This window comes from Haloarcula onubensis (assembly GCF_031624605.1).
Classification (GTDB): Archaea; Halobacteriota; Halobacteria; order Halobacteriales; family Haloarculaceae; genus Haloarcula; species Haloarcula onubensis.
Map to the genome: position 1 here is coordinate 81,325 of NZ_JAMQOS010000006.1, position 22,766 is coordinate 104,090.

At 56.8% G+C, this 22,766-nt stretch carries 30 protein-coding genes; 12 read left to right on the forward strand and 18 right to left on the reverse strand.

The genetic code is table 11. The features are described from left to right. The first annotated feature begins 22 nt into the window (after positions 1 to 22). From NDI86_RS16965 to NDI86_RS16980, 4 genes are all read left to right on the forward strand, one after another. Positions 23 to 616 carry a helix-turn-helix transcriptional regulator gene (locus tag NDI86_RS16965; protein ID WP_310901576.1) on the forward strand — a complete coding sequence of 198 codons (594 nt, stop codon included), beginning with the start codon at positions 23 to 25 and terminating at the stop codon, positions 614 to 616. Positions 617 to 641: 25 nt separating this feature from the next. Further along, entirely contained in the window at positions 642 to 1,346 is a 705-nt protein-coding gene (locus tag NDI86_RS16970) for a DUF7546 family protein (RefSeq protein WP_310901577.1), read from the forward strand. A gap of 269 nt (positions 1,347 to 1,615) precedes the next feature. After that, entirely contained in the window at positions 1,616 to 1,933 is a 318-nt protein-coding gene (locus NDI86_RS16975) for a hypothetical protein (protein ID WP_310901578.1), read from the forward strand. Positions 1,934 to 1,995: 62 nt separating this feature from the next. Beyond that, positions 1,996 to 2,337: an SHOCT domain-containing protein gene (locus NDI86_RS16980; protein ID WP_310901579.1), complete on the forward strand. Its 342-nt coding sequence runs from the start codon at positions 1,996 to 1,998 to the stop codon at positions 2,335 to 2,337. Positions 2,338 to 2,410: 73 nt separating this feature from the next. Here NDI86_RS16980 and NDI86_RS16985 read toward each other — a convergent pair whose 3' ends face one another. The 10 genes from NDI86_RS16985 to NDI86_RS17030 form a co-directional block, all read right to left on the reverse strand. Then, entirely contained in the window at positions 2,411 to 3,163 is a 753-nt protein-coding gene (locus tag NDI86_RS16985; RefSeq protein ID WP_310901580.1) for an ABC transporter permease, read from the reverse strand. Next, complete coding sequence (locus NDI86_RS16990) at positions 3,160 to 3,762, reverse strand: ABC transporter permease (protein WP_310901581.1); 603 nt, start codon at positions 3,760 to 3,762, stop codon at positions 3,160 to 3,162. The genes NDI86_RS16985 and NDI86_RS16990 overlap by 4 nt, the downstream gene beginning before the upstream one ends. Positions 3,763 to 3,889: 127 nt before the next feature. Continuing rightward, positions 3,890 to 4,147 carry a P-loop NTPase family protein gene (locus NDI86_RS16995; protein ID WP_310901582.1) on the reverse strand — a complete coding sequence of 86 codons (258 nt, stop codon included), beginning with the start codon at positions 4,145 to 4,147 and terminating at the stop codon, positions 3,890 to 3,892. Further along, a complete protein-coding gene (locus NDI86_RS17000) occupies positions 4,147 to 4,620 on the reverse strand; it encodes an ATP-binding cassette domain-containing protein (RefSeq protein WP_310901583.1) in 474 nt (157 codons plus the stop codon). Before NDI86_RS17000 ends, NDI86_RS16995 begins: the two co-directional genes overlap by 1 nt. Positions 4,621 to 4,860: 240 nt before the next feature. Next, entirely contained in the window at positions 4,861 to 5,499 is a 639-nt protein-coding gene (locus NDI86_RS17005; RefSeq protein WP_310901584.1) for a MaoC/PaaZ C-terminal domain-containing protein, read from the reverse strand. 12 nt (positions 5,500 to 5,511) lie between these two features. After that, positions 5,512 to 6,105: an AsnC family transcriptional regulator gene (locus tag NDI86_RS17010; RefSeq protein WP_310901585.1), complete on the reverse strand. Its 594-nt coding sequence runs from the start codon at positions 6,103 to 6,105 to the stop codon at positions 5,512 to 5,514. 80 nt (positions 6,106 to 6,185) lie between these two features. Beyond that, positions 6,186 to 6,326, reverse strand: a complete 141-nt coding sequence (locus NDI86_RS17015; RefSeq protein ID WP_310901586.1) for a YHS domain-containing protein — start codon at positions 6,324 to 6,326, stop codon at positions 6,186 to 6,188. 349 nt (positions 6,327 to 6,675) lie between these two features. Beyond that, on the reverse strand, positions 6,676 to 7,557 hold the full coding sequence (locus tag NDI86_RS17020) for a class I SAM-dependent methyltransferase (RefSeq protein ID WP_310901587.1): 882 nt from the start codon (positions 7,555 to 7,557) through the stop codon (positions 6,676 to 6,678). Between the two features lie 7 nt (positions 7,558 to 7,564). Beyond that, positions 7,565 to 7,936 carry a hypothetical protein gene (locus tag NDI86_RS17025; protein ID WP_004594606.1) on the reverse strand — a complete coding sequence of 124 codons (372 nt, stop codon included), beginning with the start codon at positions 7,934 to 7,936 and terminating at the stop codon, positions 7,565 to 7,567. A gap of 52 nt (positions 7,937 to 7,988) precedes the next feature. Then, positions 7,989 to 8,483, reverse strand: coding sequence for a DUF411 domain-containing protein (locus tag NDI86_RS17030; protein ID WP_310901588.1), 495 nt, complete (start codon positions 8,481 to 8,483; stop codon positions 7,989 to 7,991). Between the two features lie 456 nt (positions 8,484 to 8,939). On the opposite strand from NDI86_RS17030, the gene NDI86_RS17035 reads away from it, so the two are divergent. Then, positions 8,940 to 9,935: a universal stress protein gene (locus NDI86_RS17035; protein ID WP_310901589.1), complete on the forward strand. Its 996-nt coding sequence runs from the start codon at positions 8,940 to 8,942 to the stop codon at positions 9,933 to 9,935. Here NDI86_RS17035 and NDI86_RS17040 read toward each other — a convergent pair. From NDI86_RS17040 to NDI86_RS17055, 5 genes are all read right to left on the reverse strand, one after another. Beyond that, positions 9,924 to 11,060, reverse strand: coding sequence for an NAD(P)/FAD-dependent oxidoreductase (locus tag NDI86_RS17040; protein WP_310901590.1), 1,137 nt, complete (start codon positions 11,058 to 11,060; stop codon positions 9,924 to 9,926). The genes NDI86_RS17035 and NDI86_RS17040 overlap by 12 nt on opposite strands. Before the next feature lie 67 nt (positions 11,061 to 11,127). Beyond that, positions 11,128 to 12,129 carry a DUF63 family protein gene (locus NDI86_RS17045; RefSeq protein WP_123538921.1) on the reverse strand — a complete coding sequence of 334 codons (1,002 nt, stop codon included), beginning with the start codon at positions 12,127 to 12,129 and terminating at the stop codon, positions 11,128 to 11,130. Beyond that, on the reverse strand, positions 12,126 to 12,350 hold the full coding sequence (locus tag NDI86_RS22235) for a DUF7123 family protein (RefSeq protein ID WP_080508364.1): 225 nt from the start codon (positions 12,348 to 12,350) through the stop codon (positions 12,126 to 12,128). The genes NDI86_RS17045 and NDI86_RS22235 overlap by 4 nt, the downstream gene beginning before the upstream one ends. A gap of 17 nt (positions 12,351 to 12,367) precedes the next feature. Next, on the reverse strand, positions 12,368 to 14,974 hold the full coding sequence (locus NDI86_RS17050; RefSeq protein WP_310901591.1) for a heavy metal translocating P-type ATPase: 2,607 nt from the start codon (positions 14,972 to 14,974) through the stop codon (positions 12,368 to 12,370). Between the two features lie 94 nt (positions 14,975 to 15,068). Beyond that, positions 15,069 to 15,659 (reverse strand): AsnC family transcriptional regulator, encoded by a 591-nt coding sequence (locus NDI86_RS17055; RefSeq protein WP_049986206.1) that lies wholly within the window; start codon positions 15,657 to 15,659, stop codon positions 15,069 to 15,071. A 134-nt stretch (positions 15,660 to 15,793) separates the two neighbouring features. Between NDI86_RS17055 and NDI86_RS17060 the strand changes: the two genes are divergently transcribed. Continuing rightward, complete coding sequence (locus NDI86_RS17060) at positions 15,794 to 15,991, forward strand: heavy-metal-associated domain-containing protein (protein WP_049938510.1); 198 nt, start codon at positions 15,794 to 15,796, stop codon at positions 15,989 to 15,991. Between the two features lie 71 nt (positions 15,992 to 16,062). Then, positions 16,063 to 18,846 carry an aconitate hydratase AcnA gene (acnA, locus tag NDI86_RS17065; RefSeq protein WP_310901592.1) on the forward strand — a complete coding sequence of 928 codons (2,784 nt, stop codon included), beginning with the start codon at positions 16,063 to 16,065 and terminating at the stop codon, positions 18,844 to 18,846. 68 nt (positions 18,847 to 18,914) lie between these two features. On the opposite strand, the gene NDI86_RS17070 is transcribed toward acnA, so the two are convergent. After that, positions 18,915 to 19,415, reverse strand: a complete 501-nt coding sequence (locus NDI86_RS17070) for a CBS domain-containing protein (RefSeq protein ID WP_004594590.1) — start codon at positions 19,413 to 19,415, stop codon at positions 18,915 to 18,917. A gap of 184 nt (positions 19,416 to 19,599) precedes the next feature. Here NDI86_RS17070 and NDI86_RS17075 point away from each other — a divergent pair, with 184 nt between their 5' ends. Next, the gene (locus NDI86_RS17075; protein WP_092817280.1) at positions 19,600 to 20,049 is read left to right on the forward strand and encodes a universal stress protein; all 450 of its coding nucleotides are present in this window, start codon (positions 19,600 to 19,602) and stop codon (positions 20,047 to 20,049) included. Between the two features lie 11 nt (positions 20,050 to 20,060). On the opposite strand, the gene NDI86_RS17080 is transcribed toward NDI86_RS17075, so the two are convergent. After that, complete coding sequence (locus tag NDI86_RS17080; RefSeq protein ID WP_236039625.1) at positions 20,061 to 20,270, reverse strand: SHOCT domain-containing protein; 210 nt, start codon at positions 20,268 to 20,270, stop codon at positions 20,061 to 20,063. Positions 20,271 to 20,489: 219 nt separating this feature from the next. Beyond that, positions 20,490 to 21,050 carry a DoxX family protein gene (locus NDI86_RS17085; protein WP_092817279.1) on the reverse strand — a complete coding sequence of 187 codons (561 nt, stop codon included), beginning with the start codon at positions 21,048 to 21,050 and terminating at the stop codon, positions 20,490 to 20,492. 114 nt (positions 21,051 to 21,164) lie between these two features. Between NDI86_RS17085 and NDI86_RS17090 the strand changes: the two genes are divergently transcribed. The 4 genes from NDI86_RS17090 (at position 21,165) to NDI86_RS17105 (ending at position 22,671) form a co-directional block, all read left to right on the forward strand. Beyond that, positions 21,165 to 21,515, forward strand: coding sequence for an ArsR/SmtB family transcription factor (locus NDI86_RS17090; RefSeq protein ID WP_092817278.1), 351 nt, complete (start codon positions 21,165 to 21,167; stop codon positions 21,513 to 21,515). Between the two features lie 3 nt (positions 21,516 to 21,518). Then, a complete protein-coding gene (locus NDI86_RS17095; protein ID WP_004594584.1) occupies positions 21,519 to 21,794 on the forward strand; it encodes a DUF7521 family protein in 276 nt (91 codons plus the stop codon). Positions 21,795 to 21,931: 137 nt separating this feature from the next. Beyond that, positions 21,932 to 22,327, forward strand: coding sequence for a hypothetical protein (locus tag NDI86_RS17100; RefSeq protein WP_004594583.1), 396 nt, complete (start codon positions 21,932 to 21,934; stop codon positions 22,325 to 22,327). A gap of 146 nt (positions 22,328 to 22,473) precedes the next feature. Next, positions 22,474 to 22,671, forward strand: a complete 198-nt coding sequence (locus NDI86_RS17105) for a heavy-metal-associated domain-containing protein (RefSeq protein ID WP_004594582.1) — start codon at positions 22,474 to 22,476, stop codon at positions 22,669 to 22,671. Positions 22,672 to 22,766: the final 95 nt, after the last annotated feature.

A 22,766-nucleotide genomic window follows, 5' to 3' on the forward strand; every position in this document is an offset into this window, starting at 1 on the left:
TCTCACAACTCGGAGCCGTCATATGAATCGCCGTCGAGCAGATACCGTCGTCGGTGTGCTTCTCGGGTTCGTTCTCCTGGCCGGCGGGGTACTCAGTTGGCGAGCCTATCAACAGCGTCGGGCTATCGAGCAATCGATGGGGTCGATGATGGGTTCATCTATGGGGACGATGCACGGCACAGACCCCCTCTGGTACGTGGTTGGAACCCTGCTGGTCGCTGGCGTTATCGGTGGCGTCTATTACGCGGTTCGGGGAGAACTCACCGATCCAGAAATGGCCGACACAACGGCGCCTGTCGATCCCGTACAGACATCGGCAGCAACGGCTACGTCGATGGACGATGAAGCCTCGCCAGCGATGTCTATCAATCCTGAATCGGACCCAAAAGCACGTGTTCTCGATCTCTTACCGGATGATGAACGACGCATCCTCGAACCCGTCTTGAACTCCCCCGGAATCACGCAGATCGAACTTCGGGATCGATCTGAGTTCTCGAAGAGTAAAGTGAGCCAGACTGTGAGTTCACTCGAGGAGCGCGGGCTGCTGTATCGGGAACGACAGGGTCGGACCTATCGCGTGTATCCGAGTGATGATCTACAGAACCAACAAACCTAGAACTTCATACACACACTACCCCATCATGCCACAAGCAACACTCGAAAGCGATCATGTGAGCCGACTTCTCAGGTCAAGCACGTGGCTGAATCTCCTCCTCGCCGCACAGTTGATTGCCGGGCTGGTGTATGCATATTTCACAGGAGATATGGGGAGTCGGTGGACTCATTTCGTCCTTCCGTTCATTTGGTTCACCGCCTCACTCTGGGTGATCTGGCGCGCCCGACCTGAGACGACACGTCGCGTGTATCGTCTTGGTGCCGCACTTGTCGTTGCTCTATACCTCATCGTGATGTTTTATTTTTCAGGATTACTTGGACCGAGCACCTCTCATTTCGGACAGCTCACTGGACCAAACGGCTTCGGAATAACGTGGGGTCGATCTTTGGGGTGGAGTCCGGTCTTCGTCTATACAGGTGACCTGATCACGGTCTCGCTCATTCCTTATCAGGCGGTAGGCCTGTTCGCGCTGGCGTATCTCGTCTATGATGCGTTGCTTGATTTCTCGCAGTCGGCAATCGGAGGAATCGTCGGGATCGTAGCGTGCCCTGCCTGCGTTAGTCCGTTGTTTGCTGTTCTACTTGCAGGCGGACTAAGTGGTTCTTCAACGATGCTATTGCTTGGTGCGTATGGATACGAGATTGCGACCGTTCTGTTTCTCGTGACGATTGGAATTCTCTACCATCGTCGAGCACTCACGAGGCAGTATCACCGGTTCCGAACGGACTGAGCTATTTCGTTTGTAGGCAGCAATAGCCGAGCCTCACTCGCCGTCCGAACCGTTGTTATTGTCTGGACCGTCGCAATAAGGTGATCTGTCTTGACGGCTCCCTTCACCCTCATCTTCTCCGATCCCCTCGAATTCGGCAGGTATGAACGATCCTATCGGTAGAAAACGTTTAGATATCGTTATAGACGCTCTAGAACGATCTGCTGTTTGGATTCACACCCACGAAGATAACCCAGAACCCACCGTATTACTACGTGAGGCGAAAGACAATGACCAACCGAAACCTCGGACGATGGCTGCTCGTGGCGCTCGCGATCCTCGGACTCGCGTTCGCCGCCCCGGTAGTTACCGCACACGGTGACGAACAGACTCAGGGGAACGAGACGGCAGCTGATGGGATGCCGGCTGATGGTGATGCAGCGGACTGGGCGGCCTGGATGGACGGTCACATGACCGACCACATGGGGCCAGATGCCGTTGACGAGATGGAAGCGCACATGGGCATGACTGTCGATGAGATGGCCCAAGACATGGCGGATGACAATCACACCGCTGCAGGGATGAACGGACAGGGACACGGTTGCTAACGATCCCTGTCCAGCCACTCGTCTAGTACATAGATATTCGACTTACTAAACCAACGATCACAATGACACACGACACCAGCACCCTCGGACGGGCGACTCGTCGGATCGCGCTGTTCGCGGTTCCGCTGTTAATTGCGGCAACGGGCACTGCAACCGCTCACGGTGGCGGTATGATGGGTGGCGGCGGCTGGGGGCTCTTCGGCGGTGGGATGGGCCTCTGGGGGCTCCTTTGGATGGGGCTCCTGATTGCCGTCCCGCTCTATCTCGTCTACTCACTTCTCAAAAGCGATGCTGCGAGCAACGATACCCGACCACTTGCGGTTCTCCGTGAGCGGTATGCTCGCGGTGAACTCACCGATGAGGAGTACGAGCAGCGACGAAAGCAGCTCGAACAGTCCAATTGAGCGAAGCTAGGTCTAATGCTGTCTGGGACTTCTCCCCTACCGTTGCCGGAATAGGGGATCTCCCGGTCTGTCCTCACTTCCCCTGTGTGGCTCGGTAGTAGACGCCGATTGTGAGGACAGCTACGAGGAGGAGGTATCCAGTAGCCCACACCAACGAGAGAGCCGTATCTACGTCCGTTGTGAGTCCGGTATCGACCATCACACGGACGGGCCAATAGCCGGGGAGTAGTTTCATCCACCATTCGGGTTCGGATTGGATGAACAGCGGATCCTGGAAGAGTCCGATATCAAGCATCGGGAGAATCAGCATTAGCCACATCCCGGCTAGGCGGTCGAAGACGGCCCCGACGAGCATCCCGATGAGACCATACGTGACCGAGACGACGAGCATCGCTGCGACGAACCACCAGAGATGCTCAGGCTGGAAATCGACGAGCATCACGCCGACTGAGACGCCGGTAACGATGAGAGTGATTGCTGCGAGGACCCCAAACCGCGCAGCGATTACCTGTCGTGCACGATAGCCCGCGACTGCCAGACGACCGTCTGTATCTTTGGCTTCTCGCATCAGGAACAATCCGGCGAGTCCCGCGATGAGGGCACTCGTGATTGGCGTCATAATCACGCCGTGGACCTCCGGCATTCCCCGCATCACCGTCACCGTCTCACCGTCGACGAGCGTTCGAACCGGCATCTCGACATCTTGGGTGACTGCGAACGCCAACGTGATGAACGAGACCGGTAAGACGACCAGCAGAGCGACGAGGACGTAGTTTCGCACCTGTTCTTTGATACCGATTGAGAACGCCGTTATCGTGCGGTTCATGCGGACCACCCACCACTGGTGCGCATCGTCATTCCGAACACTACGGTGACGAGCACGAGCAAGACCATCAGGTATCCAGCGACGAAGCCGAGATCTCCCGTCGTATATGTGCCCTGGAACATCGCCTCCTGAAGGAGCTCTTTCGGATGATAGAGCGGGAAATATTCAACGAACTCGGGAACGTCGGAAGCCAGCGGGCTGTCGCCACTGAGGAACGCATCCATCATCGCGAGGAACACCACGACGAGCGAGCCTTCGAACAGTCGTGGAAGGAGTGCCCCGACGAGCGCGCCGAGAAACGCATAGACGAGGCCAGCAAGGACGAGGAACACGAACGTCAGGACAGGGGCTTCCGGTGAAATCGTTAGCCAGAGAACACCGTAGTTCACGGCAGCCACGACGACGGTGACTCCTCCGAGCGTCGCTAATCGAGTCGCAAGCAGTGTTCGGGGTGGATAGCCTGTCTGAACGAGTCGCCGATCGGCTGCCCGCGCACTAATCATCTGGGCGAGCCCCATCAGACCGGCGATGATGGCGACCCCGAATATCGCTCCGAGGAGGCGACCCAGATCGATCGGAATCGCCTCGACCGTCGGCATACTTGGTAGTCCAGCCATTGCTTGTCCCCAGCCTTCGATAACGACAATCGGAAGGAGGAGTGCTAGGACAACATTCAGGGGGGTTCTGAGGAAGGTGGAGACGTTCGATCGAATCCCTGTTCGAACCCTATTCATCGGTCGCTTCCCCCCGTTCACTGGCCGTTGCATCAGTCTCGCCTTCCTGGTCAGTCACGTCGTAGACTTGTCCGTCACGAACCTCGTAGATGCGGTCGAGACGACTTTGTTCCTCGATCAGGTGTGAAATCATCGTGACAGCTGTTCCGTCAGCAGCGAGTTCCTCTGCGAGATCCCAGAACGTGAGATACGTCTCCCAGTCGAATCCAGTGTAGGGCTCGTCCAGCATGAGGACGTCCGGGTCGTGCATCAGGGCGATACTGAGATTGATTTTCTGCCGGTTACACCGCTGAGTTGGTCGATTCGGTAGTCAAGGTACTGCTCGAAATCGAGTTTCGACGCCAAACGGTGTTTGGCCTCGTCGATTTCTTCGGCGGTCATTCCGTATCCGGAACCGAACAGTCGGAACGTCTCCCCGACCGTCAAGCGGTCGTAAAGCAGTGGTTCCTGCGGACACCAGCCAACGGTTCCCGTCCGTTCGACTGTTCCGCCATCCTGTTCGAGGACACCGACGAGGATGTTCATGAGCGTGGATTTTCCCGACCCGTTTGCGCCGACGATGCCGACGATTTCCCCCGTCCGAATTTCGAGATCTGCACCGGTCAAGACGGTCACAGATCGTGTGAATGGGAGTCTTGACCCGTACGTTTTTTCGATTCCCTCAGCACGAACGAGTATCTCACTACTGTTCCCTTCTGGCGTAGTAGCTGTGGATGATCCCATAGTCAGCTACATGTACACGCTCCTAATTCACTGCGATTACTCTTTCAAATCCAAAACAACACTGTCAACGCGACCCTGAATAGTAGTATTTCCTCCGCACTATCCTGTGATGGCCGAGTTTTCGGACTTATCGAATCGAATACCCCTTCTGATTAGATGGGCCTCCGAGTTGGTCTACAACAGATGTCATACGACGGTCTCGGGAATCTCGCCGTGGTCAACACGACAGCCCTACCGGATTCAGTCCGGTAGGGGATCGATCAGAACGGTGGCTGCCCCATCGAGAACGAGGCTTCCACTATCATCTTCGATCTGTGTTGTGAGTTTGTATCGGTCGTTATCGAGAACGTCGGTGATCTCACATCGGGCCGTCAGGGTGTCATCAATGCTGACTGGTCGGCGGAATTCCAAATTCTGGGAAATATAGATCGTGACTCCGGGAAAGCACGCGAGTGCAGCACTTATCATTCCCGAGACGAGCGTTCCATGAGCGATGCGGTGGCCAAACCGGGTCTTTTCAGCGAATGCCTCGTTGAGATGGACCGCGTTTGTATCTCCGGTCGCCTCTGCAAATTTCCTAACATCCTCGTCTGTGATCGTCTTCGAGAAGCGAACACTATCTCCCGTGCTAAGTGAAGATGGGTCGGTTATCGAGAGATCGAACTCTCCAGTGGCTCGACCGTATGGCACTCGGGGGAGCGTCATTCCTCCCGATTCAACGAGATGCGGATGTGGCGTTTCGGTATACTTCTCAGGTACTTCCTCGAACACTGCTCGACAGTCTTCCGAGCAGAAGTGATACACTTTGTCGTCGTGTTCGATAGTCGGGTCGGCAGTTTCTTGTGAGACTTCCATCCCACAGACGGGGTCAACAGGCATTGATCTGTAGTTCTACTTTTCTTGGGGATTCTCGTGCTCTCCTTTGAACGCGGTCTCGCAGTCTTTGCAACAGAACTGCTGGAGTGATCCACCAACGCGGGTAGCTAGTCCGTCTTCGCTGATAGTGGTTCCACAGTGTGCGCACGTAAGTACGGATTCAGTACCGTTGGCATAGGCTGAACGAGTGGCACTTGACAGCAGTTGCACGTCGTATCGTCGCACGTCACTCAGTGGTAGACTGTGCTGCACCCAGTTTCCGACCGTAGTCCGCGGCGGTGTCGCAACAACCACGACCTCGCCCTCAGCAGTTGTGAATACGTGTTCTACGTATGGGGCCTTGAGGATCGATTCTCGAAGTGAATCTGTCTTCCCAAGTTCAGACCGGAGCCGCACCATGACGTGTATCCGGTTTTCGTACTGTGTGAGGTCGAGATCAACGGTGAATCGACGAATGACATCATCTTGCTCCAGCTGACGGACGCGTGCTGAAACGGACGGGGCTGAAAGATTTACTGCCTCAGCAATAGTGCTGTATGGTCGTCTCGCGTTCTCCGCTAAAAGACGGAGGATTTCGCGATCCGTGTCGTCAATTTCTGGTTGGGTCATCGACAGGCGGAATGGGGGTAAGGGATCGGGTGGATGGGGGTGGGTGTGGGGAGCTACGACGCAGGTGTGGGGTGTGACGGTTAGACGTACTCCTCCGGTGTCGAGGTGAACGTCTCCTTGCAGCCCTCGGCACAGAAGTAGTACGTCTGACCGTCGTACTCAGCTGTGGCCGCCGCATCCTTTTCATCGACGTCCATTCCACAGACTGGGTCAGTTGCCATTCGGTTTCACCCCACATCAATGGTACGAGGGCCTGAACCAAGCAATTTGTTCTTAGTAATCCAAAGTCGGGATACATAGCGATTTGCGCCGTGCTGAACGGTTTTGCTTGTCCGACTCCGCAATCAACGATTAGTACCTCACAATCCCGAACTATCCTTCGAGTATACCAACGGATTCCTATCTGTGTCCTATATAAATACTGGAGTCTGAACTAATTCTAAATCTATGGGTCACGATCCACCACACGACAATCACGGGCGGTGAAGATCCCACAGGTCCATCCAAATTCGTGGCTGCTCAAGCGTCGACATGACGATTTGATTCTTTCTTGCGCCGTGCGAGTAGCAGTCAAGTGGCCTCTATTTCCGCAACGAAGATAACGTGTTGCAAGAACGGCAGCGCGTGGTGAGCCTTCCTCACCTGCTCAGTAATCGCTGCGGGATCGAGATCATACGCTCCTAACAGTCGTTCAATGAGAGCCCGGAGGGGGCTCGTGAGTAGCTGGAGGTACAGCGTCGTCCACTTTTGGAAGCGTCCGACGCTGTGTTTCGTGATATCTTCGACCGCTTTGAGCTCAAAGCTCGTCTCGTCGAGAGCGGCTTTGTATCCTTCAACAGTACCCAAGGACGGCATATCCCACGCATCCGCAAATGAATCGACCAATCTCCGTTCCGTTTCAGTCACGTCTGACTGCATCACGAGATCGGAGACTACGAGAACCCCCTCGGGTTCGAGGGTATCTGCGACTGTAGCGAAAACGCGATTCCGCTCGGGGAGGTATACGAGCGCGTCGATGGCTGTACACGCGGTAAACGAGTCCCTGGTAAACGGGAGCTGTGTCGCGTCACCGATGATGAACTCGGAATCGAGGTGCTTACCCCGTGCGTTCTCGGTTGCCATCTGGATGTTGTACGGAACGAGGTCGACACCAGTGACGTTGAAGCCGAACTGATCGGCGAGGTGGAGGGCTGGACCCCCCCGACCGCAGCCGACATCGAGGAGGCGCACTCCGTCCGTTGCGGGTAGGTGCGACGCGACCTTCGAGCCGACTTCCGTGACGAGGCGACGTTGACTCGAACCGGCTATATGTGGCTGGTACCACTCCGAGTAGCCGAGATTGAGGAACTCGTCAGTATCGAGCAGGAGGTCGAACGCCCGCCAGATATCGGCTCGCTCGCCGCGGTAGGAGAACTGGTCAGTGATCCGGTTGCGGAGAGTACTCTGATCCATCGGCCACCTACTCGAGTTCGGAAACCTCTGAATAGCAGTACTCGGATTCGTCGCAGTATGCGAGGTCGGCACACCCGCGAGGACGCTGATAGTCGATTCCTTTGTGCCGTCGGAGATACGTCACGTATCCGTCGTCGACGCGGTCCAGGATGTCGTGACAGATCCACTTCTCCCTAACCCACGTAGTGCCCAGATTTCGGTACGGACACAGGAAGATCGTCCGTTCGACCGAATCGACCTGTGGCGTCTCGACAATCCGAACACCGACAAGGCGATAGGCGATGCGAAGACGGGTGACGACCGATTCTGGCGTATTCGCACCGAGGAAAAGTACGTACGCGAGCACATACCCGAGATCGTGGAGGAGTCGTCGAATCATCGTTCTGGGTGTGGACTGCCGTCCCAAAGTATCTTGACCAGGTGTTTTCTGTTCAGATTTCGGTGTACACGTCACCTGTCTTTCCGCCGCCGAGTTTGTAGACGGTGAATGTGTCGGACTTCGTCCCGCCCATCCCCGGCGATCCAGCCGGCATCCCGGGCAACGCGATGCCGTCAATCGCCGGCTCTTCCTCGAGCATCGTCGCGATAACCTCGGCAGGAACATGTCCTTCGACGACGTACTCGTCGAGGACGAGTGTGTGACAGCTCTGTAGATCCGATGGAATACCGTGTTGGCGCTTGAGATCCGTCACGTCCTCGGTTTCGGTTTCCCCGAGCGTCGTGTCGAGCTGTTCCCGCAGGTACGACGCATATTTTCCACAACAGCTACAGCCTGGTGAACTGTATTGCTGAGCGTTCGTCACTGCCAGCGTCCCCTCGATGTCCCACTCGTCCTCACTCGATGATCCTAAACAGCCGGCAATTCCGAGTGTGACTGTCGTCGCACCGACCCGTAGTAGTCCGCGACGAGTTACGGTCCGTTCCATATGTTCGTCACTTGGTTCGGGGGTATTCAATTGTACGTCGACCTTTCCTGTGTATTGAGAACGGATTCAAGCACGACGGGGAAGGCGACTTTCAGTTCTGAGTAGGAAACCCCAAAGGTCAGAGTCCCGTATTCGTCTCCATGTGGCGACCCTCATCGGTCGAGGGTGCTGCCGTGACGGTTTTCCGTCAACGAGCATATCGGCCTTAAATTGCGCCCAACATGACCCAGAGCATGACTCGTCGCACCGACTTCGACACTTCACTCCTCGAAACTGTGGGAAATACGCTCTCGTCGAACTGATGCGACTCCAAACGACGTCTCCACTCTTTTCGAAATAGGCGTGCTATAGCGAGTTACTTGCGATAAAAGCCTCAAGTCACCACCCCAGAGACTGTTCTCCCGGTTTCGATTCTTAACAGAAAGCACGGTAAATCGTCGTTACGTATAGATATGTATGAACTCCCCCAGCCATCTAGAAGTTCGAGAAGGTGCGGACATCAACCTGTACAACCAGATTCTCATTCCACTCTACGGAGCTGATATAAGGGACTCAGTGGTCCAATATGGTCTATCACTTGCAGAAACGTATGATGCGGCTCTCCACGTATTATCTATTCAAGATGAGGAACGCACGGAGGTGGAATCCGACCAAGTCACTAAACAAGAGGAATGGGACGCAGCAGCGGTAATTGAACCCGTGGTGGATCAGGCCCACTCGCTCGGACTCAATGTGATACCAGCAGTGGATAGTGGGCACTCTTCAGGTGTTATTCGGGAATACGCTGAGGAGAATGATATCGATTTGCTTGTCCACCAGAAACCTACACAGACTAGATTAGCACGAATTCTCCGGAGAGACGTCTCCAGCCACATCATTCAAAATATCTCTCTTCCTGTCTTGACGATACCTGATATGGATCCCTCTGATCCGGTAGGAGAGTTATCTACTAGTCAGTTCACAGATATTCTCGTGCCTACGGATGGATACGACGAGGCATCTGTGGCCTTCAAACATGGGCTACAAATTGCTAAACGGTATGATGCAACCCTACATGGACTTTTTGTCATTTCCGAACAGTCCTATTCGAGTCGGCCTGGATTCACGTGGGAAGAGGTCACTGACTCTTGGGAACAGCGGGGAACTCGGCTCTTGGAGGACATTACGGAGAAGGCAGCGACCTTGGACGTTCCTGTCCGAACTACGTTGAGCTTTGGTCAACCTCAGCAGGAGATTCTCAAATACACTGAGGTGACTGACATCGACCTTGTTACAATGGGGACACGAGGATTGACTGGCATTCGTCGGCTATTACAGGGAAGCGTCGCAGCTCAAGTGATCGAGGAAGCAGATTACCCCGTTCTGACGATTAACCGCAGGACAGCTGAATTGAAAAAGCACCCGTATACTTTTTGTCGGAAGTCCAAACAGAACAGGAAGTCAATCAATTAATTCCCACTGGTTGGTCATTCCTCCATAGACACGGTTTAAAACTCGTCGTCTCGAGAAAATACGGGCAAATAAAACAGGGTGGCGGAGGAGACGCAGTAGAACTGTACTCGGAGACCGGTCAACGTCTTCAATATCGATCCCGGCAGCGGCACGAATTGCTGCTCCCAGAACCTTGGGATTACGAGTTTCAAGAAAGTATCTCACAACTGTGGCGAAAATGTACTCCGTTTTCATCCTCTGATATAATCTGTCAGGATAACTGTGTAATTGGCCTCTGTTAGCCAGCTCTGCGGCCAAGAATCCCGATTCAACGGCCTGTGAGATCCCCTTTCCGGTGAGTCGGTTTGCTATACCTGCAGCATCACCCACTCGTACGACGGAATGCTCCGGTAGATGGGTTCTGTCGGGATCAAGGCTTGGTCCCTCGGGAATGATTGCGACGTTCGTCCGTTCCTGCGACGGGACTGGCCACCCATTCCGCTCACAGGCTTCCCTCAATGCCTTCATATAATCATTAGGCCGGTCACTGACCGTCCAGCCGATACCAACGTTGGCTCGTTGCGATGTCTTCGGGAATGCCCACGAGTACCCTGTATAGTTCTCCAGAATTATCCGGCTGTTCGGGTACAACTCGGTGAAGTCCCCTTCGACATCACTGTTAAGCGCTACCATATATCCTGAATACTCGTTGGTTGTTCCGAGCGCTTTACTAGAGAGTGATGGCTGACCGGTTGCATCAACGACGAGATCATACTCATCGGTGAACTCGTGGAAATCTGTCCGTGTGATAGACTGGTTTTCGTGGATGTCAACACCCTTCTCTGAGAGTTGTTCTGCCCAGGACTGCTCAACGACATTTCGGTCCGTTATATATGTATCCGCAGCAGGAAAGGTGCCGGCTCCAGTGCGGTGGCGATCGGCGTCGATTCCGTCATACACCTCCACTTCCATCGCTGGCAGCGGGTTGAGAAAGCCGTTCTCTACAGTCGGTTCGAGTGGGATCTTCGATACCGCTGTCATCGCTTCTCCGCAATTAACGCCTTTGCTATCGTAGGACTGCCGCTCATATAGTTCGACGACGAATCCAGCGTCGTCGAATCCAGCAGCTGCTGCAAGCCCGGCCATCCCTCCACCTATTACCGCAATTTTGGACGTTCGAGTCATCGGTTTTTGCCAATCTTTGAGGCCATCGTTAAGCTCCCAACAGCATCCGAAGTGACCCACGAACGCCCATCGGGAGTCCGATCGCTCCGATGAAGAACGTCATAAGCCACCACCACGTGTGATTCATCTCCTCTTTCGCATCGGCGAGATACCACACGATGCCGACAGTCACGACGAGTTTCAGCACGAACGTCGATCCGGAGAATCCAGTCGCCTGGTACACGAGATTCGTCACGACCAGCTTTGGGGAGTAGCCGAGGAACGTCACACCGATGAGATTCTGCGCAGCGTCCCACAACTGGCCGAAAACGGCCAGCAGAATTAGCGGGTGTCGAAGGTGGGTGATATTGGCGAAACTCGTGCCCCAGTAGTAGAGTGCGGTTACGCCGAGCGCTATCCCCGTCGTCGCGACAGGAACCCATAGGCGGAGTGGGGTCGATGTCGAGAGGCCGTGCCAAACAGCCCACCAGACGGCCCCGACAGCCCACACCGACCCGACGAGCCCGACTGTTAGCGGGATAGATCCGATATTTTGGTCACGCAAGAGTGCACCGACACCGAGCGCGAGGATGGTGACAGCGGTGACGACGATGTAAATCGATGGCGTGATGAACCACACCGCGTAGTCCCCGAGCAGCCCGAGATCCTCGAGGGCGCGCATCGCCCCACCTGCGATGATGATCGGAGCGAACCCGTAGGCCAGTCGTGCGTCGAACGTGACGTCGAGTTGGTCGAGATACGCACGTAGTCCGGGGAGGCTGTATACGACTGCCGCGAGGTAGATTACCGTGTTCACCGCGTTGTAGCCCTGGACAGCACGAATCCCCTCGTGCGTGACTGGCTGACTAACGGCGTCGGCGACGACTGGCCCCCAGAGGTACTGCCAGATGAACCGGTCGTAGACCAGCGTCGGGAACACAAGGAGGCCCGCACCGACGAGGACGAGCGGGGCGAGCAGGTACAGCGCCCACCACTCGCGTGAGCCGGTCTCCGGAAGGACGGTTTCGACGCGTCGGGTGACAGTACTCACGACTCGTTCACCTCCAATCGCCACGTCGTACTCTTCGAGCGCCCCCACTGTTCGAGTGAGACGTTTGAGAGGTCGTCCTGAAGTTGGCTGAGGTACTGTGCAACGGCCTTCGGCGATCCGTCAAGGTCGCCGGCGATCTCGCGAGCCCGGAGGTATGTCGGTTCGCTACTGGCTGTCTCGACGAGGTACCTCCGAACCGTTTGGCGGGAAATATTTGACATTGATATAGAGGTGACGTTCAGCGGAGGCGACCGAAGAGCTTGTAGTCGTGATCGGGGGTGTACCGCCGGAACAACAGGCTGTTCGTCAGCACCGACACGCTGGAGAACGCCATTGCTGCTGCAGCGAGTACGGGCTGGAGCAGGCCGAGCGATGCTAACGGGATCATCGCCGTGTTGTAGCCGAGCGCCCACACGAGGTTCTGCTTGATCTTCTTGAGTGTCGCGTCCGAGATCCGGATCGCCTTCACCACGTCGAGCGGATCATCGCGCATCAGCGTAAGGTCCGCAGCCTCAATGGCGACGTCCGTGCCGGAGCCGATGGCTGTCCCGACGTGTGCGACCGCGAGCGCCGGCGCGTCGTTGACGCCGTCACCGACCATCATCGCCTGCCGACCCTCGTCCTGAATACTGTCGACGGCGTTGGACTTGTCCTCGGGAAGGACCTCTGCTCGGACATTCTCCGGATCGATACCGACCTGTTTGGCGACCGCACGAGCAGTTCGTTCGTTGTCGCCCGTAATCATCATCACGTCAACGCCCCGTTGTTGTAGGGCCGTAACGGCCTGCTTGGAGCTCTCTTTGATTGTGTCGGCGTCAGCCACTACACCAACCAGTTCGCCCTCGAAAGCGACGAGCATCGCCGTCTTCCCCTCGTTTTCGAGGCGTTCCATCGTCTCTTCGGCGGGAGACGGGTCGATGTCGTTGTCTCGCAGCAACTTGCGGTTGCCGACCAGCACCTCGCTGTCACCAATGACTGCTTTGATCCCGTGGCCCGGAACGTTCTCGAAGTCGTCAGGCTCAGTCACGTCCAGACCGCGTTCTTCGGCCCCTTCGACGATTGCCCGCGCGAGGGGGTGTTCGCTTCCGCTTTCTGCGATCGCCGCCAGCCGCAGCACGTCGTCCTCTGAGAGGCGGTCACGAGTGCTGAGCTGTCCACCATCTGGTGTCGGCTCGCCCCCGTCAGTCACCGCATTTCCATCGCCATCGAAGACGACCACGTCGGTCAGTTCCATTTCACCCTTCGTGAGGGTGCCCGTCTTGTCGAAGACGACCGTGTCGACGTCTTTCGCGCGTTCGAGGATGTCACCGCCCTTGAACAGGACGCCGTTCTGGGCCCCAATGGTCGTCCCGACCATCGTCGCCGCGGGCGTCGCCAGCCCCAGCGCACAGGGGCAGGCAATGAGGATCGAGGACGCGAAGACGATGATTGCGAACTCGAAGACGGTGACCGTGCCGCCCGCCGCTGCCGGGCCGCCCGCCACCTGCCCCCATAGCGGGAGCCAGTCAACGAAGCCAGCCAGCACCTCCGGGAACAGGAACCAAATAACGCTCCAGAGGATAGCGTTCGCGATAACTGCCGGCACGAAATACGCCGAGATGCGGTCTGCTAGATTCTGGATATCTGGCTGGCGCGATTGTGCTTCCTTGACGGTCTGAACGATTTGCTGGAGGGCAGTATCTTCGCCGACGTTAGTGGCCTCCACGAGAAGAACGCCGTTCTCGTTAATCGTCGAGCCGACGACCTCATCTCCCTCCTCTTTTTCTACAGGGACAGACTCACCGGTAACCATCGACTCGTCGACGGCGGACTGCCCGTCAACGACGACCCCGTCGGTTGGGATCTTCTCACCGGGGCGGACTTTCATCTGGTCACCCGTTGTGACCTCTTCAAGTGGAATCTCTTCCTCACTACCATCCTCACGGACAATGGTCGCCGTTTCGGCTTCCATTTCGAGGAGCTTCCGGAGGGCCTCGCCCGCTTGACCCTTTGAACGAGCTTCGAGATAGTTACCGAGCGTAATGAACACGAGGATGAGGGCTGCCGTGTCGAAGTAGAGCCCACCCGCGATGAGTTCAGCAAGGACTGCCACAGAGTATAGATAGGCCGTTGTCGACCCGATCGCGATCAGCACGTCCATGTTGGCGCGGCCATTCTTCACGATCGCCTTGTACGAGTTCTTATAGAACGGCCAGCCGAGGATCGCCTGTACCGGCGTGGCGAGCAGGAACTCGACCCAGCCGAGTTCCACGCCGAAAACGGTTTCAGGGACGAACACGCCACCGAGAAGATAGCTGTCGATGAGGAAGAAGAGCAGTGGAACTGATAATACTGCCCCAAAGAGGGTTAGCCTGAGCTGTTTCCGTATCTCAGCCTGGCGGGCGGCATCACGCGCATCCTGCCCCGAGCCCTCATCGCCACTGTCTTCGCGAACTGGCGAATAGCCGGCGTCTTCGATGGCATCGTACAGCGCATCGAGAGACACCTCTGCCGGATTGTAGGTCACCTGCGCCTCGTCAGTCGCGTAGTTTACCTCCGCGGTAATGACTCCGAGTGTACTTTCGAGAGCAGTTTCGTTAGTTTCGGCGCAGTTGGCACACGTCATATCGGAGATGGCGATGGTCACCGTCTCCGAGACTGCACCGTAGCCCGCCTCGTCGATTGCGTCGTAGATTTCGTGAAGCGATACCTCTTCAGGGTCGTAGGTGACGGAACCCTCGTCGGTGGCGAAGTTCGCATCCGCCTCCGATACCCCGTCGAGCGATTCGAGAGTGTCCTGGATCGTCGCCGAACAGTTGGCGCAGGACATTCCCGTGATATCAAGATGGATTGTTTGGCTTGTCATGCTTGTTCTACTATACGGGGTCTAGGTTTAGGCGATTTACTGTTTCGAGAGGCGGGGTTTCGACTGCAGGAAAATTTGGATTCCAAAGACAGCGTTACGCTCCCTCTTCGAGTCGCTGATACCGATCGTCGAACCGTGTGAGACAGGACGGACAACAGAAGTGATAGATCTCTCCGTCGATTCTCGTCGTTTCACCTTGATTATCAACGGTATTGTTACATTCAGCACAGGTGAGTGCAAATTCGACGCCATCAACGGACGGCGTCCATTCAAGCTCGTCAATTAGCGTGACGGTGTAATCTGCTACATCGATCTCGTTAAAGAGTCCATCTACCCACTGACGTACGTTCTGGGCTTCAACACGGGCATAGAACCAAAGATCTCCTTCGGAGGTCGTGAAGACGTGTTCAACGCCATCTGACTCTCGAGCCCGCTCGCGGGCGGCCTCCAACGACGCTGAGCCGATTTCGGCCTGAATAAATACCGGTACACCAGCTCGGAGATGAGCCCGGTTGACGTCAATCGTGAAGTTGTTAATGATGCCAGCTTCCTGTAATCGCTTTACCCGGTCAGACACGGCTGGCCCCGACAAGTCGACCTCCTCGCCAATATCGCTGAACGGGCGGCGGGCGTCATCAGCGAGTAACGAGAGGATTTCTAAGTCGGTTTCATCCAAATTGCGCATACGACCGCTTCGTCTCGCAGGATACATTATTGTTGCCCACAACACACCTTCGAAATCGGTGATCCAGGGCTGCGACAACATTGGATTCTAAGCAGAAAACCACATAGAATACTCGCCCCTATCTACGAATGGATATGACTCAGACAATCACCGTCGAAGGAATGACCTGTGAACATTGCGAGCAGACCGTCGAAGAGGCACTCGAAGAAGTTGAGGGGGTTACGTCTGCTACTGCGGATCGTGACTCAGAATCCGCGACGGTCGAGGGGTCCGCTGAACGGGATGAGCTTGTGACTGTGGTCGAAGACGCTGGATACGATGCCTCTGCGTAACAAATCCCGATTCTCGTCGAATCGGATTCGGAGAGGGATTGATACGACTGCCAATCCCAGGTGTAGATACTATGACTGATACACTTCCGTTCGATGCCGTCCGCGAGCTCGACGTCGACGGGACGACGTACAAGATGGCCGATCTTCGAGCACTCGAAGAGCAGGGGCTCTGTGACCTCGACACGCTCCCTGTGAGCATCCGTATTCTGCTTGAGTCGGTGCTCCGGAACGCCGACGGCGAAACTGTTACTGCAGCGGATGTCAAGAATGCTGCTGGCTGGAAGCCAGACGTACCGGACGCAGAGGTTCCGTTCTCTCCATCACGAGTCGTCCTACAGGATCTCACTGGCGTGCCCGCAGTTGTCGACCTGGCGGCCCTTCGATCCGAAGTCGACCGCAAAGATCGGGACCCGACCCTGGTCGAACCAGAGATCCCTATTGATCTCGTAATCGACCACAGCGTCCAAGTCGACTACTTCGACTCCGAGGACGCCTACGAGAAGAACGTCGAACTGGAGTACGAGCGCAACGCCGAACGGTATCGCGCGATCAAGTGGGCGCAGAACGCCTTCGAGAACTTCAACGTCGTCCCGCCGGGGACCGGCATCGTCCACCAGGTGAATCTCGAGCATCTGGGCCGGGTCGTCCACGCCCGCGAGCGAGACGGTGAGAAATGGCTCCTGCCGGACACACTCGTCGGCACGGACAGCCACACCCCAATGATCGGTGGCATCGGTGTGGTCGGCTGGGGCGTCGGCGGCATTGAAGCGGAAGCGGCAATGCTCGGTCAGCCGGTCACGATGAAACTTCCCGAGGTCGTCGGCGTCCGCCTCGAAGGCGAATTACCCGAGGGCGCGACGGCGACGGATCTCGTGCTCCACATCACCGAACGGCTCCGCGAGGTCGGCGTCGTCGACCGGTTCGTCGAATTCTTCGGTCCTGGTGTGGAGAATCTCACAGTCCCCGACCGGGCCACGATCGCCAATATGGCGCCCGAACAGGGCTCGACGATCAGTATGTTCCCGGTCGACGAGCAGACGCTCGAGTATCTCGAACTCACCGGGCGTGACCCCGCCCACATCGACCTTGTTCGCGAGTACCTCGAAGCGCAAGGGCTATTCGGAGAACAGGAACCGGAATACACCGAGGTGGTCGAGTTCGATCTTTCGACTGTTGAGCCGAGTCTCGCCGGACATAAGCGGCCACAGGACCGGATTCCGATGGGGGACGTGAAACAGAGCTTCCGGGGACTTCTCCACGGGGAGTTCGAAGACGACCTCGATGATGTCGACGAAGACGCCCTACAGCGGTGGCTCGGCGAAGGTGATGCAGCTGGTGCGGAGACCGACGGCGGTGTTCAGGTCGAACCCGAATCGGAACTGCACCCGTTAACCAAACGCGTTGAGGTCGACCTCGACGGTGAGACAGTGGAAATTGGACACGGAGACGTCCTCGTCAGCGCCATCACGAGCTGTACGAACACTTCGAACCCGTCGGTGATGATCGCTGCTGGTCTGCTTGCCCAGAACGCCGTCGAGAAAGGTTTAGATGTCCCGCCGTACGTCAAGACGAGTCTCGCACCCGGCAGTCGCGTCGTCACGCAGTACCTCGAGGAATCGGGCCTGCTTCCGTATCTCGAAGAGCTCGGGTACGCGGTCGTCGGCTACGGCTGTACCACTTGTATCGGGAACGCCGGACCACTTCCCGATCCCATCGAGCAAGCGATCGACGACCACGACCTCTGGACGACGAGCGTCCTCTCCGGAAATCGGAACTTCGAGGCGCGTATTCACCCGAAGATCCGCGCGAACTACCTCGCGAGCCCGCCGCTCGTCGTCGCCTACGGCCTCGCAGGGCGGATGGACGTCGACCTCGAGAACGAGCCGCTAGGCACCGACGAGGAGGGGGGATCGGTGTATCTGGCGGACATCTGGCCCGACGCAGCGGACGTGCAGGCAGCAATCCACGAGAACGTCTCTCCTGAGATGTTCGAGGAGAAGTATGCCTCTGTGTTCGAGGGTGACGAGCGGTGGGCTGCTCTCGACGCGCCCACAGGTGACGTCTACGAGTGGGACGACAACTCGACATACATCCGAGAGCCGCCGTTCTTCCAGGACTTCCCCCTCGAAAAACCCGGCGTCGCCGATATTGAGGATGCACGCTGCCTGCTGACACTCGGCGATACCGTTACGACCGACCACATCAGCCCTGCTGGCCCCTTCGGATCTGACCTCCCTGCCGGCCAGTGGCTGCTCGATAACGGCGTTGAGCCGCACGAGTTCAACACCTACGGCGCGCGCCGGGGCAACCACGAGGTGATGATGCGGGGAACGTTCGCCAATGTCCGCATCGAGAACGAGATGCTCGACGATGTCGAGGGTGGCTATACGATCCACCACCCAACCGACGAGCAGACGACCGTGTTCGAAGCCAGCCAGCGCTACCGCGAGGAGGGAGTCCCGCTCTTCGTGATGGCAGGCGAAGAGTTCGGTACCGGCTCCAGCCGGGACTGGGCGGCGAAAGGAACGGACCTACTCGGTGTTCGCGCAACCATCGCCGAGAGTTACGAGCGCATCTACCGCGACAACCTCGTCGGCATGGGTGTGCTCCCCCTGCAGTTCGATGATGGCGACTCGTGGGAATCTCTCGGTCTGGATGGGTCTGAGATCTTCACGATCCACGGCCTCGATGACGGGCTCGATGTGATGGACGAACTGACCGTTATCGCCGAGCGCGCGGACGGGTCGACTGTCGAGTTCCCGGTCACAGCACAGGTCGGCACGCCGGCCGCCGTGACCTATATCGAACACGGCGGCATCCTCCACTACGTCCTTAGACGGCTCCTCATGCGATAATCTCTCTCAACTGACTCTATTTCTGGAAGCACAAGCAACACGAAAAACTTTGAGTCCAAATTAGCGTTTCAATCGTGCGTAGACTCTGTTCGGATGATGCCCGCTACGTTATCCATCTGAGCTGAAACGTGTGCGCTCTCACCAGCAACATGCGTAATTAAATCGTCCAGAGTGATCATCCCGATAACGCTCCCGTCTTCAACAACCGGGACGTGTCGAGCACCCGCTTCGTTCATTTGTCTCAGGACTTTTGGAATCTCAGCATCTGCTGGCACAGTAAGTGGGTCACGCGTCATCACGTCAGCAGCTCGTACGTCGTCTCCACTCGTCTCGGCTGTGAGCACACTTAACTCGCTTTCCTCGGTGAGCAGGTTAGCAATCAGGTCTCGATCGGTGATGATACCAGAGATCTGATCGGATTCTTCGACGACCACGTACCTGGCACACCGCGATTGGGAGATCATCGTGTGAGCGATCTCGGCAACCGTGGCGTCAGGCGTGACACGGGCGACCGACTCATCAGCAATACGACCAATATCCATCCGGAGGTCAGTTGGTCTGGTACCCATGCTAATCAGTACGACTCATAACAGGAAATAGCTTAGCATCAGCTGGTCGTCATAGAAATCCTCCACTCTTCAACCGTGAGAGACGACAATCTCCAAACTTTGTGAAGTTACAAAAAGTGTTACCAGCTACGCCACTATCCAAGAGCGCTGGCTTTTATAATCTAGTCTCAATAAGTAAAGAGAAATGTACGATACGGTTTTGCTCTCGACTGACGGGACAGTTGCTTCTGAGGAAGCTGAATCCCATGCTATCGCGCTAGCAGAGGCCCATAATGCCGATCTTCATGTTCTGTATGTAGTCGATGAGGACGTCGTAACAGCATACAGCGGTGACGAGTACGTTGATGAAGCCGAAGGCCCAGAACATGGCCTCGAAGAACTTGGAACGGAAACAATCGCAGACATCCAATATAAAGCGAAGGAGGTCGGTGTCAATGTTGTCAAAGCAATTGAGCACGGCCGACCGGCTGAGACGATTGTACGGTATGCTGATGCCGAAGATATGGATCTACTTGTACTTGGAACGAAACACCGGCCGGAAGAATACCGGGCCTTGCTCGGAAGCGTGACCGACCGCGTCCTTCGATTGACGACCCGCCCAGCGACCGTCGTGAAGACGGAAGTCGACGAATAGGGGAAGAACAGTCAGTAACGGCCGCCGTCAGGCGTGAGTCGGGCGCGCCGGCGTTCGAACTCCTCGTCGTCGATTTCGCCGCGAGCGTACCGTTCCTGGAGGACAGCGAGTGCGCTATCCTCGGTGGGGCCGTCCGATGGCGACCGCGTTGTCAGCCAGTAGACGATGTAGACGGGAAGGGCGATCAGAAGTGCCATCCACAGCAAACCGATCAACATCATCCCCCAGCTCCATATTCCCCACCCGGCCATGTGACCATCATTCCACATCCCGTCATGCCAGTCCCACATCACTGTATCTGGAACAGCAGCGTGCGTCAGAGTCATTCCAATGATGACGGCTAGCGTCAGTGCTCCGATGACGATGAGTCCCAGAGAACGAATCCCGCGTGCTTGAATTGGATTTTGCATTATTGTACTCCTGAAGAGAGTTCGGCGTGGTTAGCCGAGGATGTATTCGAGGGCGGGGTAGCGCTCAACGAGCGTCTCGCCACCGACGTCGTAGTTCTCGATGTACTGGTCGAGGCCCAGGATGCGGCCCGCGGCGAACGCGGCGACCGCGAGGAACACGAGCATGTACGCGAAGTCCCCGTTGATGAACCCGTGGCTCATGTCCCAGTTCCCGAAGTAGAACATGAGCATCATGAGCGCGCCGAAGAACGCCGCGAGGCGGACGAACGCGCCGACGAGCAGGCCGAGGCCGATGAACAGCTCGCCCCACGGGACGGCCACGTTCGCGAACTCGACGAACCACGGCGTACTCCCCATCCACGCGAACATCCCCGCGAGCGGGTTGCCGTTCGTCGCCGCGACGTTCGTGAGGTAACCGCCCGCGGCGAACTCGCCGGTGATCTTCGTGAACCCGGAGTACGCGAACGCGTAGCCCATCATGAGACGGAGCGCGAGCACGAACCACGCACTGAGACTGTGAACTTTCCCGCCGACGGTCAGACCGCCGACTCTGCTCTCGAGCTGATTCATGCCGGAGTCGAGTGTGGACATAGTTATTGCACCTTCAACTATCAGTACGGAGGCAGAGACGATATAACGGCGAGCCGGCGTTCTGGGTCAGAAAATCGGCGGGCTATATTACGCTCCTGTCGCGAGTAGAGACGTGTGACTGAGGAGGCCGACCCGTCGGAAATCTTCGCGACACTCGACGACGAGTACGCCCGCGACATCCTCGTGGCGACGAAGACCGACCGCCTGTCTGCGAAGGAGCTCAGCGAGGAATGTGACATGTCACGCCCGACCGTCTCGCGCCGTGTCACCCGCCTCGTCGAGCAGGGCCTCCTCGAGGAGTATACGCACGTCGACCCCGGGGGACGGCACTACAGCGAGTATGAGGCGCGCCTCGAACGCATCGAAATCCTCCTGCAGGCGGAGGGCTTCGACGTCAACATCGACATCCAGCCTGACCCCGCCGACCGGATTACGACCATCTTCGAGGAAATGCGGGGAGACTGAATCATGGACCACACGCTATTCGTCATCGGCAAACTGTTCACGACCGCGTTAGCACTGGTCATCGCATATCAGGCCTATCGCGGGTACCAACGACATCACACGCAGTTACTCCTGTACGTCGCCGCCGGCTTCGCATTGGTCGGGCTTGGCGGCCTCCTTGAAGGCGTCCTCTTCGAACTCCTCCAGGTGTCGATCTTCGAAGCAGGATTCGTCGCAGCACTCGTCACCGCAGCCGGGATGCTGTCTATCCTCTACGCCCTGTATGCCCCGAATCCATAAGGATTCAGGACGCCCATTCGACAAGCGGCCTCTGCGCGTCGTGCCCGGTTCGAAGCCGCTACTGTTCGGACTCCCCTCGTTCTCGATAGTGTAGCGTCGCAGTGGGAGTTATATCCATATCGGTCGTACCATATCGTATGATTCGAACACTCGTCGGTGTCCTCGGCGCTATCTCAGCGCTGTTCCCGGACGAAATCGTCGAGCTCTTCGAGAAACTCGCCATTTCGAATCCAGACGAGGGAACAGTGAGAGGGTGGATACGTCCAGCAGTCCGGTCGGAGGGTGTTCTGATAGCTGCGCTTTCACTCTTTAACGGGCGAGCATACGCATTGCTGATGAATCTTACCGGCGTGTTCGGTGCGATAGTCCTCTTATTTCCCGACCTGTATCAGAGATTTGCCACCGCGTTCCTGTACGAGCGTCCAGAGTCGATAGAATGGAACGAGCGATTCCGCTTGGGCATTCGGGCTATCGGCGCACTCTATGTCTTTTTAGCGGCGAAGACGTACAGAGAGCGTCACAACGATACTTGAGCCACCTCGCTATTGACACCTGGCGCATCCGATGTCTAGTTCGTTACGGCCGCAGGTATCACTTTGAATCTAAAGTTTGAGCCCCACGATATCAGTATGATCGAAGGGGAAATCCGCTAAAGAGAGGAGGCCGTGTGTATCCCTGTATGACGACGACGATCATCGTGGAAGGCATGACGTGCGGTCACTGTGAGCAGACGGTCGAAGAGGCCCTCGAAGAGGTATCCGGCGTGACTGACGTGACCGTCGACAGGGAGAGCGAACAGGCGAGCGTCGATGGTGAGGCAAATGTCACAGCTCTCGTGGAGGCCGTCGAAGACGCCGGGTACACCGCTTACGCCTGAGAATCGCGCGGACCACTCCGAGACAACGGCCAACCGTTGTCTTTGAAGCTTCGCTACGCTGGTCCTGCTGTACAGTTTCAGTGGGGAAGATTCAG

What these genes read in the sequence shown, in the direction of transcription:
- NDI86_RS16965 (WP_310901576.1), top strand. Translation starts at nt 23, where the DNA reads ATGAATCGCCGTCGAGCAGATACCGTCGTCGGTGTGCTTCTCGGGTTC.
- NDI86_RS16970 (WP_310901577.1), top strand. Translation starts at nt 642, where the DNA reads ATGCCACAAGCAACACTCGAAAGCGATCATGTGAGCCGACTTCTCAGG.
- NDI86_RS16975 (WP_310901578.1), top strand. Translation starts at nt 1,616, where the DNA reads ATGACCAACCGAAACCTCGGACGATGGCTGCTCGTGGCGCTCGCGATC.
- NDI86_RS16980 (WP_310901579.1), top strand. Translation starts at nt 1,996, where the DNA reads ATGACACACGACACCAGCACCCTCGGACGGGCGACTCGTCGGATCGCG.
- NDI86_RS16985 (WP_310901580.1), bottom strand. Translation starts at nt 3,163, where the DNA reads ATGAACCGCACGATAACGGCGTTCTCAATCGGTATCAAAGAACAGGTG.
- NDI86_RS16990 (WP_310901581.1), bottom strand. Translation starts at nt 3,762, where the DNA reads ATGCCGACGGTCGAGGCGATTCCGATCGATCTGGGTCGCCTCCTCGGA.
- NDI86_RS16995 (WP_310901582.1), bottom strand. Translation starts at nt 4,147, where the DNA reads ATGCACGACCCGGACGTCCTCATGCTGGACGAGCCCTACACTGGATTC.
- NDI86_RS17000 (WP_310901583.1), bottom strand. Translation starts at nt 4,620, where the DNA reads ATGGGATCATCCACAGCTACTACGCCAGAAGGGAACAGTAGTGAGATA.
- NDI86_RS17005 (WP_310901584.1), bottom strand. Translation starts at nt 5,499, where the DNA reads ATGCCTGTTGACCCCGTCTGTGGGATGGAAGTCTCACAAGAAACTGCC.
- NDI86_RS17010 (WP_310901585.1), bottom strand. Translation starts at nt 6,105, where the DNA reads ATGACCCAACCAGAAATTGACGACACGGATCGCGAAATCCTCCGTCTT.
- NDI86_RS17015 (WP_310901586.1), bottom strand. Translation starts at nt 6,326, where the DNA reads ATGGCAACTGACCCAGTCTGTGGAATGGACGTCGATGAAAAGGATGCG.
- NDI86_RS17020 (WP_310901587.1), bottom strand. Translation starts at nt 7,557, where the DNA reads ATGGATCAGAGTACTCTCCGCAACCGGATCACTGACCAGTTCTCCTAC.
- NDI86_RS17025 (WP_004594606.1), bottom strand. Translation starts at nt 7,936, where the DNA reads ATGATTCGACGACTCCTCCACGATCTCGGGTATGTGCTCGCGTACGTA.
- NDI86_RS17030 (WP_310901588.1), bottom strand. Translation starts at nt 8,483, where the DNA reads ATGGAACGGACCGTAACTCGTCGCGGACTACTACGGGTCGGTGCGACG.
- NDI86_RS17035 (WP_310901589.1), top strand. Translation starts at nt 8,940, where the DNA reads ATGAACTCCCCCAGCCATCTAGAAGTTCGAGAAGGTGCGGACATCAAC.
- NDI86_RS17040 (WP_310901590.1), bottom strand. Translation starts at nt 11,060, where the DNA reads ATGGCCGGGCTTGCAGCAGCTGCTGGATTCGACGACGCTGGATTCGTC.
- NDI86_RS22235 (WP_080508364.1), bottom strand. Translation starts at nt 12,350, where the DNA reads ATGTCAAATATTTCCCGCCAAACGGTTCGGAGGTACCTCGTCGAGACA.
- NDI86_RS17050 (WP_310901591.1), bottom strand. Translation starts at nt 14,974, where the DNA reads ATGACAAGCCAAACAATCCATCTTGATATCACGGGAATGTCCTGCGCC.
- NDI86_RS17055 (WP_049986206.1), bottom strand. Translation starts at nt 15,659, where the DNA reads ATGCGCAATTTGGATGAAACCGACTTAGAAATCCTCTCGTTACTCGCT.
- NDI86_RS17060 (WP_049938510.1), top strand. Translation starts at nt 15,794, where the DNA reads ATGACTCAGACAATCACCGTCGAAGGAATGACCTGTGAACATTGCGAG.
- acnA (WP_310901592.1), top strand. Translation starts at nt 16,063, where the DNA reads ATGACTGATACACTTCCGTTCGATGCCGTCCGCGAGCTCGACGTCGAC.
- NDI86_RS17070 (WP_004594590.1), bottom strand. Translation starts at nt 19,415, where the DNA reads ATGGGTACCAGACCAACTGACCTCCGGATGGATATTGGTCGTATTGCT.
- NDI86_RS17075 (WP_092817280.1), top strand. Translation starts at nt 19,600, where the DNA reads ATGTACGATACGGTTTTGCTCTCGACTGACGGGACAGTTGCTTCTGAG.
- NDI86_RS17080 (WP_236039625.1), bottom strand. Translation starts at nt 20,270, where the DNA reads ATGATGTTGATCGGTTTGCTGTGGATGGCACTTCTGATCGCCCTTCCC.
- NDI86_RS17085 (WP_092817279.1), bottom strand. Translation starts at nt 21,050, where the DNA reads ATGTCCACACTCGACTCCGGCATGAATCAGCTCGAGAGCAGAGTCGGC.
- NDI86_RS17095 (WP_004594584.1), top strand. Translation starts at nt 21,519, where the DNA reads ATGGACCACACGCTATTCGTCATCGGCAAACTGTTCACGACCGCGTTA.
- NDI86_RS17100 (WP_004594583.1), top strand. Translation starts at nt 21,932, where the DNA reads ATGATTCGAACACTCGTCGGTGTCCTCGGCGCTATCTCAGCGCTGTTC.
- NDI86_RS17105 (WP_004594582.1), top strand. Translation starts at nt 22,474, where the DNA reads ATGACGACGACGATCATCGTGGAAGGCATGACGTGCGGTCACTGTGAG.